Origin of the sequence: Novosphingobium nitrogenifigens DSM 19370 (genome assembly GCF_000192575.1) — a bacterium.
Lineage (GTDB): Bacteria > Pseudomonadota > Alphaproteobacteria > Sphingomonadales > Sphingomonadaceae > Novosphingobium > Novosphingobium nitrogenifigens.
Genome location: NZ_GL876926.1, coordinates 511,504 through 527,905, shown reverse-complemented (window position 1 = coordinate 527,905; position 16,402 = coordinate 511,504). Strand labels below are relative to the sequence as shown.

General features: G+C 61.2%; 15 protein-coding genes. 12 read left to right on the top strand and 3 right to left on the bottom strand.

Annotation, left to right across the window (positions count from 1 at the left end; translation table 11 throughout):
- Window positions 1-153: 153 nt before the first annotated feature.
- From rpiB to rpsD, 6 genes are all read left to right on the top strand, one after another.
- Window positions 154-591: a ribose 5-phosphate isomerase B gene (rpiB, locus tag Y88_RS02740; RefSeq protein ID WP_008066060.1), complete on the top strand. Its 438-nt coding sequence runs from the start codon at window positions 154-156 to the stop codon at window positions 589-591.
- A gap of 18 nt (window positions 592-609) precedes the next feature.
- Window positions 610-1,923: a serine hydroxymethyltransferase gene (gene glyA / locus Y88_RS02735; RefSeq protein ID WP_008066058.1), complete on the top strand. Its 1,314-nt coding sequence runs from the start codon at window positions 610-612 to the stop codon at window positions 1,921-1,923.
- 4 nt (window positions 1,924-1,927) lie between these two features.
- Entirely contained in the window at window positions 1,928-2,389 is a 462-nt protein-coding gene (gene nrdR / locus Y88_RS02730; RefSeq protein ID WP_008066056.1) for a transcriptional regulator NrdR, read from the top strand.
- 32 nt (window positions 2,390-2,421) lie between these two features.
- Window positions 2,422-3,123, top strand: a complete 702-nt coding sequence (locus Y88_RS02725) for an RNA methyltransferase (RefSeq protein ID WP_008066053.1) — start codon at window positions 2,422-2,424, stop codon at window positions 3,121-3,123.
- Between the two features lie 922 nt (window positions 3,124-4,045).
- Window positions 4,046-4,423: a hypothetical protein gene (locus tag Y88_RS02720; protein WP_018075209.1), complete on the top strand. Its 378-nt coding sequence runs from the start codon at window positions 4,046-4,048 to the stop codon at window positions 4,421-4,423.
- A 1,098-nt stretch (window positions 4,424-5,521) separates the two neighbouring features.
- Window positions 5,522-6,136, top strand: coding sequence for a 30S ribosomal protein S4 (gene rpsD / locus Y88_RS02710; protein WP_008066047.1), 615 nt, complete (start codon window positions 5,522-5,524; stop codon window positions 6,134-6,136).
- A 140-nt stretch (window positions 6,137-6,276) separates the two neighbouring features.
- Here rpsD and tgt read toward each other — a convergent pair whose 3' ends face one another.
- Window positions 6,277-7,401: a tRNA guanosine(34) transglycosylase Tgt gene (gene tgt, locus Y88_RS02705; protein ID WP_008066045.1), complete on the bottom strand. Its 1,125-nt coding sequence runs from the start codon at window positions 7,399-7,401 to the stop codon at window positions 6,277-6,279.
- A 60-nt stretch (window positions 7,402-7,461) separates the two neighbouring features.
- On the opposite strand from tgt, the gene Y88_RS02700 reads away from it, so the two are divergent.
- A complete protein-coding gene (locus Y88_RS02700) occupies window positions 7,462-8,247 on the top strand; it encodes a TSUP family transporter (protein WP_008066043.1) in 786 nt (261 codons plus the stop codon).
- Between the two features lie 12 nt (window positions 8,248-8,259).
- On the opposite strand, the gene Y88_RS02695 is transcribed toward Y88_RS02700, so the two are convergent.
- Window positions 8,260-9,477 (bottom strand): polyhydroxyalkanoate depolymerase, encoded by a 1,218-nt coding sequence (locus Y88_RS02695; protein WP_008066041.1) that lies wholly within the window; start codon window positions 9,475-9,477, stop codon window positions 8,260-8,262.
- Between the two features lie 145 nt (window positions 9,478-9,622).
- Here Y88_RS02695 and Y88_RS02690 point away from each other — a divergent pair, with 145 nt between their 5' ends.
- From Y88_RS02690 to Y88_RS02665, 5 genes are all read left to right on the top strand, one after another.
- A complete protein-coding gene (locus tag Y88_RS02690; protein WP_018075212.1) occupies window positions 9,623-10,306 on the top strand; it encodes a glutathione S-transferase in 684 nt (227 codons plus the stop codon).
- A gap of 112 nt (window positions 10,307-10,418) precedes the next feature.
- Window positions 10,419-10,685 (top strand): hypothetical protein, encoded by a 267-nt coding sequence (locus tag Y88_RS02685; protein WP_008066033.1) that lies wholly within the window; start codon window positions 10,419-10,421, stop codon window positions 10,683-10,685.
- A 393-nt stretch (window positions 10,686-11,078) separates the two neighbouring features.
- Window positions 11,079-11,786: a response regulator transcription factor gene (locus tag Y88_RS02675; RefSeq protein WP_026166752.1), complete on the top strand. Its 708-nt coding sequence runs from the start codon at window positions 11,079-11,081 to the stop codon at window positions 11,784-11,786.
- Between the two features lie 26 nt (window positions 11,787-11,812).
- A complete protein-coding gene (locus Y88_RS02670; protein WP_008066018.1) occupies window positions 11,813-13,117 on the top strand; it encodes an ATP-binding protein in 1,305 nt (434 codons plus the stop codon).
- A 95-nt stretch (window positions 13,118-13,212) separates the two neighbouring features.
- The gene (locus Y88_RS02665) at window positions 13,213-13,908 is read left to right on the top strand and encodes a carbonic anhydrase (protein WP_008066016.1); all 696 of its coding nucleotides are present in this window, start codon (window positions 13,213-13,215) and stop codon (window positions 13,906-13,908) included.
- 167 nt (window positions 13,909-14,075) lie between these two features.
- On the opposite strand, the gene Y88_RS02660 is transcribed toward Y88_RS02665, so the two are convergent.
- Window positions 14,076-16,400: a TonB-dependent receptor gene (locus tag Y88_RS02660; RefSeq protein ID WP_008066014.1), complete on the bottom strand. Its 2,325-nt coding sequence runs from the start codon at window positions 16,398-16,400 to the stop codon at window positions 14,076-14,078.
- Window positions 16,401-16,402 lie beyond the last annotated feature (2 nt).

Here is a 16,402-nt window from a genome sequence, read left to right as displayed (position 1 = left end):
GTCCGACTGGAGATTGCGATCCCGGGAAGCATGCCGCGACAACGACCCGTCTTCATCAACGTCCATAAAGGCAAATTATGTGGTGCCCAAGCCCGTATGGCCTTATGGGCGCTCCGACACGAATCCCGTCAATCGTCAGTCAGGAACCTGCATTTGCGCATCGCCATTGCCTCTGACCACGCAGCATTCGCGCTCAAGGCCGAACTTGCCGCAACGCTTGCCGAATGGGGGCACGACGTGCTCGATCTCGGCCCGGACAGCGACGCACGCGTCGACTATCCCGATTTCGGTTACAAGCTGGCCGAAGCCGTGGCGAGCGGTGCTGCCGAACGGGGTGTTGCCCTGTGCGGTTCGGGCATCGGCATCTCGATCGCGGTCAACCGCAATCCGGCCTGCCGCTGCGCGCTGGTTTCCGACCCCTATTCCGCCACGCTCTCGCGTCAGCACAACAATGCCAACGTAATCGCGATGGGCGCGCGCCTGACGGGCATCGACATGGCCAAGGCCTGTCTCGAAGCCTTTCTTTCCGGCGAATTCGAAGGCGGCCGCCACGAAGGTCGCGTCGCCAAGCTTTCCAACCCCACCATCTGATCATAAGGAGCCCAGACGATGACCGCAGCCACTGCCACCGCGCCGGACATCCGCAAAGCGGGTTTCTTCACGGAACACCTCGCAAGCGCCGATCCGGAAGTCTTTGATGCGATCCGCAAGGAACTGCATCGCCAGCAGACCAAGATCGAGCTGATCGCCTCGGAAAACGTGACCAGCCTCGCCGTGCTGGAAGCCACCGGCTCGATCTTCACCAACAAGTATGCCGAAGGCTATCCGGGCAAGCGCTACTATGGCGGCTGCGAATATGCCGACGTCGTCGAAACGCTGGCGATCGAACGCGCCAAGCAGCTGTTCGGCTGCGCCTATGCCAACGTGCAGCCCAACTCGGGCAGCCAGATGAACCAGGCCGTGTTCCTCGCGCTGCTGCAGCCGGGCGATACCTTCATGGGCCTCGACCTCAACTCGGGCGGCCACCTCACCCACGGTTCGCCGGTCAACATGAGCGGCAAGTGGTTCAAGCCGGTCGCCTATGGCGTGCGTCCTGACGACCACCTGATCGACATGGACGAAGTCGCGCGCATCGCTCGAGAACACAAGCCCAAGCTGATCATCGCTGGCGGCACTGCCTATTCGCGCGTGTGGGATTTCGAAGCGTTCCGCGCGATCGCCGATGAAGTCGGTGCGTATCTCATGGTCGACATGTCGCACTTCTCGGGCCTCGTCGCCGGTGGCGCGCACCCCTCGCCGTTCCCGCATGCCCACGTCGTCACCTCGACCACGCACAAATCGCTGCGCGGTCCGCGTTCGGGCATCATCCTGACCAACGACGAAGATCTCGCCAAGAAGTTCAACTCGGCGGTCTTCCCCGGGCTTCAGGGCGGCCCGCTCGTCCACGTCATCGCCGCCAAGGCGGTTGCGTTCGGCGAAGCGCTGCGTCCCGAATTCAAGGCCTATGCCAACCAGGTTGTCGCCAACGCCCGCGCGCTGGCCGAAAGCCTGAAGGAACAGGGTCTCGCCATCGTTTCGGGCGGCACCGACAATCACCTCATGCTGGTCGATCTCTCGGCCAAGGACGTGACTGGCAAGGCTGCTGAAAAGGGCCTCGATCGCGCATGGCTGACCTGCAACAAGAACGGCGTGCCGTTCGACAAGCGTTCGCCCTTCGTGACCTCGGGCATCCGCCTCGGCACCCCGGCCGCGACCACCCGCGGCTTCCGCGAGGAAGAATTCCGCGTCGTCGGCCAGCTCATTGCCGAAGTGGTCGAAGGCCTTGCCCGCAACGGTGAAGCCGGTGATGGCCAGATCGAACAGCGCGTTCGCGATCGCGTTGCCGAACTGTGCTCGGCCTTCCCCATCTACCCGGAGATGTGATCTTTTGCGCTGCCCGTTCTGTGCCCACGACAGCAGCCAGGTAAAGGACAGCCGGCCGAGCGAGGATAACACCTCGATCCGCCGGCGCCGGCAGTGCGAAGGATGCGGCGCGCGGTTCACCACGTTCGAACGGGTGCAACTGCGCGAGATCATGGTGATCAAGTCCAACGACCGGCGCGAGCCGTTTGACCGGGCCAAGATCGAACAGTCGGTGGCGCTTGCCTGTCGCAAGCGCCCCGTCGACCAGGAACGCATCGACCGCCTGATCACCGGAATCCAGCGCCAGATCGAAACGCTGGGCGATAATGAAGTGCCGTCCAAGCAAATCGGCGAAATGGTGATCGACGGCCTGCGTCAGCTTGACAGCGTCGCCTACATCCGTTTCGCCAGCGTCTATCGCGACTTTACCGAAGCTCGCGATTTCGAGGAATTCGCGAGCACCGTGCGCGAGGTCGGCCAAAATTGAATACTTCCGTTAAAGCCCCGGCCCACGCGCCGGTGATCGTTCTTGTCCGCCCGCAACTGGGCGAGAACATCGGCAAGGCTGCGCGCGCCATGCTCAATTTCGGGCTGACGCGGCTGCGGATCGTCGCCCCGCGCGATGGCTGGCCCAATCCATCGGCAGGCCCGGCCGCAGCAGGGGCCGACATCGTCCTTGAACAGGCCGAAGTGTTCGATACCCTGGCCGATGCGGTTGCCGACTGTGCGCATGTCTATGCAACCACTGTCCGCAAGCGCGGCGTGACCAAGCCGGTCGTGACACCCGAAGCCGCCGCTCGGGAAATCATCGCGGCTCCCGGCCAGTGCGCGATCGTCTTCGGCCCGGAACGCTCCGGGCTGGAAACCGACGATGTCGCACTTGCCCGCACGATCATCACCGTGCCGATCAATCCGGAATTTGCTTCGCTCAACCTCGCCCAGGCCGTGATCCTGTGCGCCTATGAGTGGTCGAAGCACGCCGATCTGGTCCAGCCCACTGCCGAAGAGCTGCTCCCCCCTGCCCCCCAGGAAGAATTCGAAGGCATGTTCGCCCAATTGACGACCATGCTCGAACCGCTCGGCTATTTCGAACCGGAAATCCGCGCCCCCGTCACACGCCGCACCTTGCGGACAATGTTCACCAAGGCGGCGTGGAACCATCTTGAGGTACGCACCATGCGCGGCATCCTGACCACGCTCGCGCGCAAACCTCGCACCTAGCCCCGCTCTCCTGCTCGACATCCGGCAGGCCAAAATGTGCCGCCGGATTTCCGAATAAAGTGAACGGGCAAGCAAAAGAAGCCTTTTCAACAAGCTGACACATGCAGCTGCGTGAGCATCCCTTGACGCAAACATCCCTTGCCGACAAGGGACGGACACTATCGATTCAGCTAATCCATAGCTACAGCTACGCAGGACAATAATCGGGCCGGATGTGATGTACGGGACGCTCTGCAGCTCCATTTCCCGGGCGCAGGCTGACCGGGCAACGCAAGAACATCATACGCCTAAAGATCCTCAATGGGAAAGCGACTGCACACGCTCTTTCATGAAGGCACCGACGTGACGATCGACGTCAGTATTCGCCTCTACATCACGTTCTCGATTCTGCGCTCGCAGAGAGAAAATCACAGAATAGAGCGATTCAATTTTTTCAGAAGCGAGAAAGTGCAAATAAAAATCCAAAACTCTACGGAGTTACCGAAACTAACGCGAAATAAATCACATATCTAAAGTCTAAAATTATAATGCAATTACGGCCGCCGTGAAAAAATGTAGATAAAGTAATTACGCGATATTTTGCTTAAGCCAATTCAATTGCACCATATATTTTGCATGATTATTTTTCACGCATTCAATATGTGCATAATCTACCTGCTTTTTATAAGTATAATCACCTATTCATTATACTGCACCAGACCTGTATCTCTCTCACTTAAGAACCGAATCGGAATCGAGAATTGATTCAAATCCGGACCGGCACATGACCACGCCGACTTTGGGGGCAAATTTGAAAATTCTCTGCTCAAAACGCAACCACGAGACCAAGGAACGCCTCATGAACTAATTTTAATTCGCGGAGAGGGGGTTTTTGGAAATATTATTTCATTTCCTATCCGGGAATTAGAGTGAGTTTAAATGCATGACGCATGCGTCGCACCTTGCAAATTTGGCATTCCCTGAAGAAGGGAAAGAATACCCTGGCGAGATGATCGACCTTTTCTCTAAGGCCCTTCAAATTGACCAAGATGCTCGCCGGGAATTCAACCTGAGCCTTCTTAGTCACGAGTTCAGGCTTATCCTACAAGTTCTCGTGAACAAGTCCTTCATCATGAAGGATGCTTGGCTTTCATCGACCTTGTCCAACAGAGCATTCCATGAGATGATAAAAAGGTTGGAAAACAACAATATCGTGCAATGTGAAAAAAAGTCCGAGGACAAGAGGGCAAAGGAAGTAATGCTCAGCAAGCAGATTTCTGATTGGCTGAACCTTGAGATCGCAAAGAATACAAATAATTAAATAGTTTTGCGATTTACTTTTATGAATATGGAGGCTTTATAGTTACGGGGGACTGCAAATATGAAAAATGTCAAATTAGAAGATCAAGTAATTCATTTTGGATTGAAAAAAAAACAATTCCGTCCAATCCGAACCGAACGATAGTCAAAAGGACATATTTGCAGGCCTATCTGATTTGGCCGAAAAAATTTATTTGGAAAGAAGATTCCGGGAGAAATTTTTCCCTGGGTCCTTTTTTGGAGAGCCTGGCTGGGACCTCCTGCTCGATATCTATATGGCAACCACGCAAGACAAGAATATCAGCATCACAAGTGCTTGCCTTGGCGCCAACGTTCCAACGACTACCGCCCTACGCTGGATTTCACTCTTGGAACGTCATGACATGATAACCCGCCACGACGATCCGGCCGACAACAGGCGTTCATTCGTGCGCCTCACTCCGAACGCCTATCACCGGATGACGAACTTTCTCTTCGCGACATTGTCCAAGAGCAAGAATGGGTCCTGGCAATAATCCCCGCACTGCTCGCCATACTGAGAGAAGCAATGTCGCCATTGGCGGCGCGAGACGGCGTCGCGTGGCGACAGAGGCTTCATAGCGGGGCATAATATCTCCGCATTGGATGATGGCGCCATGCCTCCCCACCCAGGTGCGACGCTTGCCGCGAAGGCCATCAGGCTTCAGAGCCCCTCCTCCGTCCTTGCAGGAATTGCCCAACGCCGCCCTTGCGAGCTTGACACCGATCCCCTGACCACTACTGCCGCACAGCTCCTCGCGGACGATGTTCCTCAAGGCGGCGTGGAACCATCTTGGGGTACACACCATGCGCGGCACCTTGATCGCACTCGCGCGCAAACATCGTCCTCCCGTTGCGCCGGAATGAGCGTTCCGGCTTGACAATCGCACGATTGGCTGGTCTAGGGCCGCCTTCCACGCGAACCCCCGGCGGTCTTCCGTCCGGGACCAAGGTCCGATTGGCCCCGCAAACCCGGTGAAGCGGAGGCCGCATGATGTGCAATGGGCGTCATGGTGCGATTCCGGGTCTTCGTGTGCGACGGCAATGGGCCGTTGCCAAAAGCAAATGAAAGGAACCTCGCGTGTCGAAGCGTAAGGCCTCTAAGTACAAGATTGACCGCCGTCTTGGTGAAAACATCTGGGGTCGTCCCAAGAGCTCAGTCAACCGCCGCAGCTATGGCCCGGGTCAGCACGGTCAGCGCCGCAAGGGCAAGCTGTCGGACTTCGGCATCCAGCTCCGCGCCAAGCAGAAGCTCAAGGGCTACTACGGCGACGTGACTGAAAAGCAGTTCAAGTCGACCTATCAGGAAGCGTCGCGCATGAAGGGCGACACCGGTCAGAACCTCGTCGGCCTGCTCGAACAGCGCCTCGACATGGTCGTGTACCGCTCGAAGTTCGCTCCGACCATCTTCGCGGCTCGCCAGATCGTCAACCACGGCCACATTCGCGTCAACGGCGTGAAGTGCAACATCGCCAGCCGTCGCGTTCGCCCCGGCGACGTGATCACCCTCGGCACCAAGGCCAAGGAAATGGCCCTGATCGCCGAAGCGCAGGCTCTGCCGGAACGTGACGTTCCCGACTACGTCCTCATCGACGGCACCGACAAGGTGACCTTCGTTCGCGTCCCCAAGCTCGACGAAGTGCCCTATCCGGTGAAGATGGAACCGAACCTGGTCGTCGAATTCTATTCGCGCTGATCAGCGGTTTACATCGCACAAAAGCAGGAAAGGCGGGGTTTTCACCCCGCCTTTTTTTGTTGCCCGAAATCCTGCCCTGCCATCTATGGCCCCGCTGTCCGACATGATCCGCCCATGTCGGACCATGTCGGATAGTGGCCTTATCGCTGCAGGTAATCGCGCCGGAAATCGGCGACAAAGGCCGCAAAGCGTCCTTCGGCGATCGCCGCGCGCATCCCGGCCATCAATTGCTGATAGAACCAGATATTGTGCTCGGTCAGCAGCATGGCGCCCAGGATCTCGCCCGACCGGTGCAGGTGATGGAGATAGGCGCGGCTGTATTTCGCACAGACCGGGCAGCCGCAGCGCGGATCAAGCGGCTCGGTATCCTCGGCATGACGCGCGTTGCGCAAGTTCACCGGCCCGTTCCAGGTAAAACCCTGACCATTGCGACCCGACCGCGTCGGCAAGACGCAATCGAACATGTCAACGCCACGCTCGACCGCGCCGACCAAGTCGTCGGGCTTGCCCACCCCCATCAAATAACGGGGACGGTCGGCAGGAAGCTGTGACGGCGCGAAATCGAGCGTTGCAAACATCGCTTCCTGCCCTTCACCCACGGCGAGGCCGCCAATGGCATAGCCATCGAAACCGATGTCGCGCAGGGCGTCCGCGCTGTGCCCGCGCAGTTGTTCGTCAAGGCCGCCCTGCTGGATACCGAACAGCGCCGAATTTACGGCATGTTCGCCCCCGGCATCGAACCCGGCCCGGCTACGCCTGGCCCAGCGCATCGACATTTCCATCGAACGCGCGATCACGTCACGCGGCTGATCGATCCGCGGGCATTCGTCGAAAGCCATGACGATCGAGGAGCCCAGAAGACGCTGGATCTCCATCGAGCGTTCGGGGCTCAGCATGTGACGCGAACCGTCGAGGTGACTGGCGAACGTCACGCCTTCTTCGGTGATCTTGCGCAGCGAAGCCAGGCTCATGACCTGATACCCGCCGCTATCGGTCAGGATCGGGCGATCCCACCCCATGAACTTGTGCAGCCCGCCCAGCCGCGCCATGCGCTCGGCACCGGGTCGCAGCATCAGGTGATAGGTATTGCCCAGAATGATGTCCGCCCCGGCGGCACGCACATCCTCGACTTTCATCGCCTTGACCGTGGCAGCCGTGCCCACCGGCATGAAGGCCGGCGTGCGGATCTCGCCGCGCTTCATCCGGATCACGCCGGTGCGTGCCTTGCCTTCGGTGGCATGGATCGAAAAGGAAAAACGGGTCATGGTCAGGGCTCGAAAAACGGGAGGACTGCGGCCTTTAGGCTCGTTCGCCATGAGGTGCAAATGACCTTGCTCGAATTTCTCGCGCCCGTTCCTGTTGATCCCTGGCTTTACGGCGCACTCACGCTGGTGGCCGTGGCAACCGGAACAGTCGATGCCATTGCGGGCGGCGGTGGCCTCGTCATGATGCCGGTGCTGGTCTCGACCGGATTGCCGCCCCATCTGGTACTCGGCACCAACAAGCTGCAATCCATCTGCGGCACGGCGGTTGCGACATGGCGCTTCCGCCGTGCGGGGTTCCTCTCCCTGCGCAAGGGGGCCATGATGGCCCTGCTCGCCTTTGCAGGCGCTGTCGTCGGCGCCCTTCTGATCCGCCGGATCGACGCCCACGCCCTGCGCCTCATCGTCCCGCTGTTCCTGATCGGGGTGGCACTCTACACCATTTTCTCGCCGCGCATGGACGATGGCGAGCGACGCGACCTCTTGGGCGACAAGGGCTATGCACCGCTGGCGACGGGGATCGGCTTTTACGACGGTTTCTTCGGCCCCGGCGCAGGCCAGTTCTATGCCGCCAGCCTCGTATCCCTGCGCGGGATGGGTCTCACGCGCGCCATGGGCCTCACCAAATTGCTCAATGTCATGAGCAATCTGGGAAGTCTGGTGGTCTTTGCACTGGGCGGACAGGTGATCTGGCCGCTTGGCCTCGTCATGGGGCTCGGCGCCATGACCGGCGCCGTCATCGGCAGCCGCCTTGCGACGCGCCACGGCGCACGGGTGATCCGCCCGCTGCTCATTACGGTCAGCCTTGCCCTGACCGCGCGGCTGATCTGGAGCTGGTTTACCGCCTGACCCATCGCCAGCCTACCCCATTGCCAGAACGAGATTGCGCACTTGCGGATAGACCTGGTTCGCCCATTTCGAACCGGAAAAGACGCCGTAATGCCCGACGCCGGGTTGCAGGTGATGCCGCTTAAGATGGGGGCGCAGGCTGGTGCACAGAAGATGCGCGGCGGCGGTCTGCCCCACCCCGCAGATGTCGTCGCGTTCACCCTCGACAGTCAGCAGAGCGGTTTGCCGGATCGCCCCACAATCGACCCGTTCGCCGCGATGGATCAACTCGCCCTTTGCAAGCAAGGCCCGCTGGAACACACGATCGATGGTTTCGAGATAGAACTCGGCAGTCAGGTCGAGCACCGAGAGATACTCGATATAGAAATCGCGGATCTTGCGCGCGTCGGCCTGCCGATCCTCGGCCAGTGCCTGATAATATTTGCGGAACTGGTCGAAATGGCGGCCCATGTTCATCGACATGAACGCGGTCAGCTGGACGAAGCCGGGATAGACCCGACGCCCCCGACCGCGATAGCGCATCGGCACCTGCGAGATGAGATTGGCCTCGAACCATTCGAGCGAGCGTTGATTGGCGAGCTCGTTGACCACCGTGGGCGCCTCGCGCGTGTCGATCGGCCCGCCCATCAGGGTCATCGTGCGCGGCTGGCACGGATCGCGCTGTCCCGCCATGACGGCAACCGCCGCCAGGACCGGCACGCAAGGCTGGCACACCGCCAGGACATGGCTGCGCGGTCCCAGATGCCGCAGGAACTCGATCACATAGTCGGTATAGTCCTCGAGCCCGAAACGCCCCTCGCTGGTCGGCACTTCGCGGGCGTGGCGCCAGTCGGTGATATAAACGTCGTGATCGCGCAAAAGCACTTCGACGGTATGGCGCAGCAAAGTCGAATAGTGACCGGACAGCGGGGCGACCACCAGCATTTTGGGCTGGGGCGTGTTGACCGCATCCTTGGCGAAATGAAGGAGGTCGGCAAAGGGCAGCGAATTGACCACTTCCTCGCGCACCGGCACCATTTCGTTCCCGACCGGAACCGCCTTGATCCCGAACGCGGGACGGGAATTGAGCACCGCTGCCAGCGCATGGGTATCATGGAGCGCATGGAAACGGCGAAACCAGTCGTTCTCATCGGCATCGGGCCAGAGCCGGTCGCGCATCGAAAGGATACCCCGCGACAACGCGCGAAAGGGTTCCGTCGCATCGGTCAGGGCCTGATAAGGTGCATACACGCAGCGTCCCTCCTCAAGAGATGAGTCGGTAAAGGGCTGACAGATTGCCTGACCTCATGCTGCGCTGCATCAATGCGCTTGGCAAGGGCCGCGCGACATGGTTTCCTTCAAGGGTGGTACATCCCGGCAGCAAGGGGTCACGGTCATGGCGAGCATAAAGACGATCGACAGCGTCAAGTCGCGAGCAATCCTGACGATATCGAGCAAGACCTATTCGGCCTGGTCGCTGCGCGGATGGCTGTTGTGCCGTCTTGCCGGACTCGATGTGGAAGAAGACCGGGTCGAGCGCAGCGCCGCCGACCGCGCCGAACTCCTCCTGCTCAGCCCGTCGGTGCTGGTTCCCCGGCTGACGCACGAAGGGGCGAGCGTTTGGGACACGCTGGCGATCGCCGAATACCTCAACGAACTGTACCCAAAGGCTCACATGCTGCCCGCCGACCGGATTGCCCGCGCCCATTGCCGGTCGATCTCGGGCGAGATCCATTCGGGCTTCACCAACTTGCGTTCGGCCCTACCGATGAATCTCAAGGTCCGGCACAAGAGCTTCCCGATCTTCTCGGGCGCGAGACCTGACATCGAACGGATCGAGACGATCTGGCAGGAATGCCTTGCCCGTTATGGCGGCCCGTTCCTGTTCGGTGACCGCCCGACTATCGCGGACGCCATGTATGCCCCGGTCACTACCCGTTTCCGGACTTATGCGGTCAAGCTGAGCAAGCCGAGCGATGCCTATTGCGACACCATCGCGGTGTGGGAACCGATGACGATCTGGCAGGCCGGAGCCGAGGCGGAAGCGGAAGACCTCGAGGAACTGGAAGTCGAGTTCTGATCAAGCCCCCGTGCTTTTTCGTATGTGCAGAAACACTTTATAACAATTCAGACCATTACCTGAAAAACCCGATGGCTACCTCCGTCGTATTCCAACGAACGGAGCACTCATCATGATCGTCTCTCTGGTTGCAGCGGCATTGACCGTCACCGCTTCCCCGGCGGCCGCGCCCGCTTCCACGGGCCTGATCGGTTGCCATCCGCACCCCGGCAAGATCGTCGCCTGCGTCACCCCCTATGGCGGGCCGCGCATGGCACCCAAGCCCAAGGCAGCCAAGCCCGCAGTCGAAGCCCCCAAGGACCGCGAAGCCGAACAGGTCGCGCCGACCCCGGTCAAGAGCACCGAACAGATCGCAACGACGCCTGCCACGGGGGCGTGATGTTGCCCCGCATTCCGAAGGGGCGAACCGCCTTCGCCTTTCGGAAACGGGATCGCGACGAGGGCCATCCGTTGCAACGAACCCTCGCCATCGACCTTGCCTCGCCGAGCCGATTCCGGTCGGCCACAGACAAGGTCCATCCCGACACGGACTTTTGCGCATTCCCCGATGCGCTTTTGTCTCATGACCGGACCTGACCCGGTCATTGCGACCTGGACGCCGGGCTGATCCCCCCCTGCCGAACAGCCCGGCAACCAGGCCTTCAACAAGAGATCGCCGCGATCCCGTTCGCGACGCGTCTCTGACCTGGTGGCCGGGGAACGCTTTCCGGTCCTGTTCCCCGGCCGCCCTTTCCCATTCCCCTTTGTCCGCGAGCGTTTCCTCCCGATTGCGATGACAGCAAAATCCATTCTTCTGGTCGAGGATGATCCGGCCCTTCGCCTGCTCACCGCGCGCGCGCTTCGCGCGCATGGCTATGACGTCGGTACCGCCAGCACCGGCGCGGAAATGTGGGTCGCGCTCGAAAGCGGGGCCGTCGATCTCATCGTGCTCGACATCATGCTGCCCGGACAGACCGGCATCGAGCTGTTCCGACGGCTCCGCCGCGACAGCGATGTTCCGGTCATTTTCATTTCGGCGCGCGGCAGCGAGGACGACCGCGTGCTCGGGCTGGAACTGGGTGCGGACGACTATCTGCCCAAGCCGTTCGGAACACGCGAACTGATTGCCCGGATCGGCGCAGTGCTGCGGCGCGGGCAAGCCGAGGATGAACGCCCGGCTCGGGGACGCGATCTGGAATTCGACGGCTGGAGGCTTTCGCTCGGACGCCACGAATTGCGATCGCCCCAGGGCGCGCTTGTCGATCTGACCGGCGCAGAGTTCGATCTCCTCGCAACCTTCCTCAACCAGCCGCAACGCGTGATCGGACGGCAACGGCTGATCGAGCTGTCCCGCACACGCCAGTCCGACAGCTCGGACCGCAGCATTGACGTTCTTGTCAGCCGTCTGCGCCGCAAGCTGACCGGTCCGTCGGGCAATGCCCCGATCGTGACCGTTCGCGGCGTCGGATACATGTTCACTGCCGAAGTCGCGCGCCATTGACGCGCCTGCGTGCATGGATGCCAAGCGTGTCCGGTCTTCCGGCGCGGATGCTCGCCATTCTGGCGGTCGTCATGCTGCTCGATTTCGGCGTCAACGCCGTGCTCTTCCAACGGGCGGGCAACTTTGCCCTGCATGAAGAAGAAGCCCAATCGCTCGCCGAGCGTCTGGCGAGTGCCTATCGCACGCTCGATGCCGCCCCGACACGCGAACGCGCCGCGCTCGCTCGCGAACTCGGCAGTGAGACGCTTACGCTGCGCTGGACGCCGCGTGCCCCACGCCCGGTCGCATCGATCGATCTCGCCGCGCTCAAGAACCAGTTGATGCAATACGATCCGGTGCTCGCCAATGCCCGGCTCGAACTGCAACTTCAGCCGGTTCATATCCGCAACGGGCTCGACGGCAGCATGGGGCTGTCGGACGGATCGCTCGTGCTGTTCCAGAGCAAGGCGCACGACACCTGGCTGCTTCAGGTCGGGCAGATCGTGCGCATGTTGCTGCCGACGGTGGTTCTGGCAGTCCTTGCATGGTTTCTCGTCTTTGCCTCGCTGCGCCCTTTACGCCAGCTCGTCCGCGCCAGTCGCCACGTGGGGACCCCGCATGCGCGCCCGATCCCGCTTTACGGCCCGCCCGAAGTCCAGACTCTGATCCGGGCCTTCAACGCGATGCAGCAGCGGATCGACAATCTGCTCGACAGCAATACCCAGACGATGCTGGCCATTGCCCATGACATGCGCACCCCGCTGTCCCGTGTGCAGTTGCGGCTCGACGGCATTCCGATCGAACCGGCCGAACGTGCTTCGCTCGACGCGGACCTTGGCGAAATGCGCGACCTCTTCACCTCGTTGCAGGAATTCGTGCAGGCCGATCAGCCGGCCGCCGGGAAAACCGCGGTCGATCTTGCCGCCATGGCCCAGACACTTGTCGATGGCGCACAGGATTGCGGTCAGGACGCGCGCTATGAAGGGCCCGATCAACTGGTGACCGATCTCCGCCCGTTGCCGGTGCGGCGCGCGCTTTCCAACCTCATTGACAATGCCCTGCACTATGGCGGTTCGGCACTTGTCCGGATCGAGGCCCTGCCCGATGCCGTCATGCTGACCGTCGAGGACAGCGGCCCGGGCATTCCCGACGAAAGCCTCGGCAAAGTGCTGCAACCCTTCATCCGGCTCGATTCGGCCCGCGCGCGCAATACCGCCGGGATGGGGCTTGGGCTTGCGATCGTCGATCGGGTGGTTCGGGCCGAAGGCGGAGTACTTACCTTGTCGAACCGTCCCTCGGGCGGACTGAGCGCAGCGATCCGGCTTCCCCGCATTTCTTCGCACCAGCAATAATTCCTTACAGGACAGCGCATTCCCGGAAAAAACGAATCGGTATCTCATGGTCAACGCCCCGAACGCGGGGCCCTCTCAAGGATTGGAGAGAAGCCATGAATGAACTGATCGGTCGCGTCTTCAGCTTCGAGAAGCAGGTCTTTCCGGAAAGCGGCGAACTCTTCGCCAAGCTCGCCAATTTCGGCCAGAGCCCGAAGGCCCTGATGATTTCCTGCGCCGACTCGCGCATCGTCCCCGAACAGATCCTGCAGGCCGAACCCGGCGAACTGTTCGTGTGCCGCAATGCCGGCAACATCGTTCCGCCCTTTGCAACCATGAACGGCGGCGTGTCCTCGACGGTGGAATATGCCGTTGCCGCGCTTGGCGTGCGCGACATCATCGTCTGCGGCCATTCCGACTGCGGCGCGATGAAGGCTCTGGCCTACCCCGAAGGGCTCGAGCGCATGCCCAATGTCGCAGCGTGGCTGCGTCACGGATCGGCTGCCGAACACATCGTTTCGACCTGCCATCCGCACCTTGAATCCTCGGCCCGCATTCGCGCGGTCAGCCTGCAGAACGTGATTGCCCAGCTTGCGCACTTGCGTACGCATCCCTCGGTCGCGGCGGCGATTGCGCGCGGCGACATGGCCCTGCACGGCTGGTTCGTCGATATTCACGCCGGACAGGTTCTGGGCCTCGACGGCGAAACCGGCCAGTTCATCCCGCTCCGCGAGGATCAGCCGCTGCCGGTCGCCCTTCCCGCCCAGCGGCGGATCGCCACCGAACCCGCATTCGCCGAAGCGGCGGAATGATCATGCCGGGGCCGACACCAGTGTCGACAAGGCCCCGGCCCACTCTTGTCGGCGGTCCGGTCTGACGCGTCCCGCCGTCGACACGACCGGCCCCGTGGGCAAGCACGGGGCCGGTCACCTTGTTTCAAGCGTCCCTTGCTTCAGGCGTCCCTTGTTTCAGGCAAGGCTCACCGGAACGAGCCACTGAGCGACAGACCGAACGTGCGCGGATCGTTGTAGATCCCCGCGCGATAGTTCGACGTGTCGATCGCGCCCACCAGATTGCGCTGATCGGTCAGGTTGCGGGCAAAGGCCGCGATCTCGACGCGCCCGATGTCGTATCCCACGCGCAGCCCCAGTTCGTAATTGCCGTTCGCGGTATATTCGACCGTCTTGTACGGCACGAAGCTGGTGTAGCCCTGCATGTTGAAATCGCCCGAGACAAAGGCCTTTCCGGGCCCGGTGGGGATATCATAGCGCGCGCCGATGTTCAGGTTGTAATGCGGCGCATTGGGCAGCGGATTGCCATTGATCTGCGCATAGATGTTGTTGCCGACTTTCACCGTCGGATTGAGCACCGTTTCCGAAGCAACGCCTCCGGCGGCACCGACCTGCGCATAGACATTGGTGTCGTCGATTTCGGTGTGCAGCAGGCTGAACCCGATATTGAACCGCAGGTTGCGGGTGGGGTGCGCGTCGAACTCGGCTTCGGCGCCATACCCGACGGCCTTGTCCGCGTTGAACAGAACGCCGTTGCCGTTGCTGTCGTTGCCGTTGAGCTGGATGTCCTTCACCTTGTAGTAGAACCCGGTCACGTTGAAGTGTGCGCGGTTACCCCAGAACGCGCTCTTGATCCCGGCTTCGTAGCTCGTGTTCTTTTCCGAATTGGCGGTCGTGAACGGCGAGTTGAACACCGCCGAACGCCCCTGAATCGTGGGCCCGCGGAAGCCGCGCGCGACGCGGGCATAGAGGCTGACCTCGTTCGACACGCGATAGAGCAGGCTGCCGTCCCAGCTGGGCTCGGTATCGGCAAGACGCACGAACCGCGCGCCCGTGAAGGTCGAGACATTGGCGACCGTGTTGGCCGTCTTTTCGAGCGTGGTGCTCTTGGTATCGTTGGTGACGCGCCCGCCCGCAGTGACAGTCAGGCGATCGGTGATCGCATAGCTGACCTGGCCAAACACGGCCCAGCTGGTGTTGACGTCATGCAACAGGACCCAGTTGTTGGGATTGGGCGTGGTGCCGAGGGCATTAGAGGTCAGGAAATAGGCGCGCTGGTCGAACTCGGTCGCATCGCGCGTATCGAAATAGATCCCGCCGATCTGCCACTTGAACCGCCCCTTGTCGGGACTGGCGAGGCGCACTTCCTCGCTCCATTGGTTGAGTGAACGCAGGCGTCCTTGCGATTCCCCGCAACCGACCGAACAATAGCTGGGCGAAACCCCGCCGAAATTGGCTGCCGCACCGCCATCGGTATCGCCGCGGCTGTATCCGTGCGCCGCTTCATAGGCCGAAATCGAGGTCAGCCTGGCAAAGCCGAAATCATAGTCGGCTTTCACCGAGAAGCCGCGCGTGTGATAGGCCTGCGGATTGTTCTGCGCTTCGTCATAGGCGACCTGGCGCTGGTCGAAACCGGCGGGAACCGCATTGGTGCCGACCTTGATCGAACCGCGATAGAAGATCGAGGCATTGCCCGCATATTCGCGGACATGACCCGACAGGCGCAGGCTGAACTGGTCGTTCGGCTTGGCAAGGATCTGCAGGCGCAAGTCCCGCTCGTCAAAGCCGCCCATCACATTGTGCCCGCCGACCGTGCCGTCGTCGCTCGGCCCGGCGTAGGTATTGCTGATCCAGTTGTCGCGATGTTGGTAAAGGCCCGAAAGGCGGAAGCTGAGCTTGTCATCCTCGGCCAGCGGCCCGCCGATCCCGGCGTCGGCATTGATCGAATTGAACGTACCCCAGGTGACCGAACCCTGCCCCTGCCAGTTGGCGGTCGGCTGGTTGGTATCGAACTTCACGATCCCGGCAGTGGTGTTGCGCCCGAACAGCGACCCCTGCGGCCCGCGCAGCACTTCGGCACTGGCGACATCGAAAACCGGATTCGACTTGAGCACCACATGCTCTTCGATCACGTCGTCCTGAATAACCGAAACCGGTTGCGAGGCGCCGAGGTAGAAGTCGATATTGCCCAGACCGCGAATGTAGAAGCGCGGAAAGATGCGGCCCGTGCTCGATTCGACATAAAGATCGGGCACCTTGCCCGACAGCGACAGTAGCGTGTCCGCCCCCGACCCGTGGAAGTCGGACAGCGTATCGCCTTTCAGAACCGCGACCGAAACCGGCACTTTCAGGGTATCTTCCGACCGGTGCTGCGCAGTGACGACGATCGGCGCTTCGACCGAAGCGTCGGTCGCGGCCGCATCGGCCGGAGGCGCCGTCTCGGCCATGGCGGGCACGGTGAGCAGCACCGAAACACCGCAGAACAACGCGGCCCGAAATGGATTGTGCAACATGA

Coding starts and splice junctions, on each gene's coding strand:
- glyA (WP_008066058.1), top strand. CDS start 610: ATGACCGCAGCCACTGCCACCGCGCCGGACATCCGCAAAGCGGGTTTC.
- Y88_RS02720 (WP_018075209.1), top strand. CDS start 4,046: ATGACGCATGCGTCGCACCTTGCAAATTTGGCATTCCCTGAAGAAGGG.
- tgt (WP_008066045.1), bottom strand. CDS start 7,401: ATGACCCGTTTTTCCTTTTCGATCCATGCCACCGAAGGCAAGGCACGC.
- Y88_RS02700 (WP_008066043.1), top strand. CDS start 7,462: ATGACCTTGCTCGAATTTCTCGCGCCCGTTCCTGTTGATCCCTGGCTT.
- Y88_RS02690 (WP_018075212.1), top strand. CDS start 9,623: ATGGCGAGCATAAAGACGATCGACAGCGTCAAGTCGCGAGCAATCCTG.
- Y88_RS02685 (WP_008066033.1), top strand. CDS start 10,419: ATGATCGTCTCTCTGGTTGCAGCGGCATTGACCGTCACCGCTTCCCCG.
- Y88_RS02675 (WP_026166752.1), top strand. CDS start 11,079: ATGACAGCAAAATCCATTCTTCTGGTCGAGGATGATCCGGCCCTTCGC.
- Y88_RS02665 (WP_008066016.1), top strand. CDS start 13,213: ATGAATGAACTGATCGGTCGCGTCTTCAGCTTCGAGAAGCAGGTCTTT.
- Y88_RS02660 (WP_008066014.1), bottom strand. CDS start 16,400: ATGTTGCACAATCCATTTCGGGCCGCGTTGTTCTGCGGTGTTTCGGTG.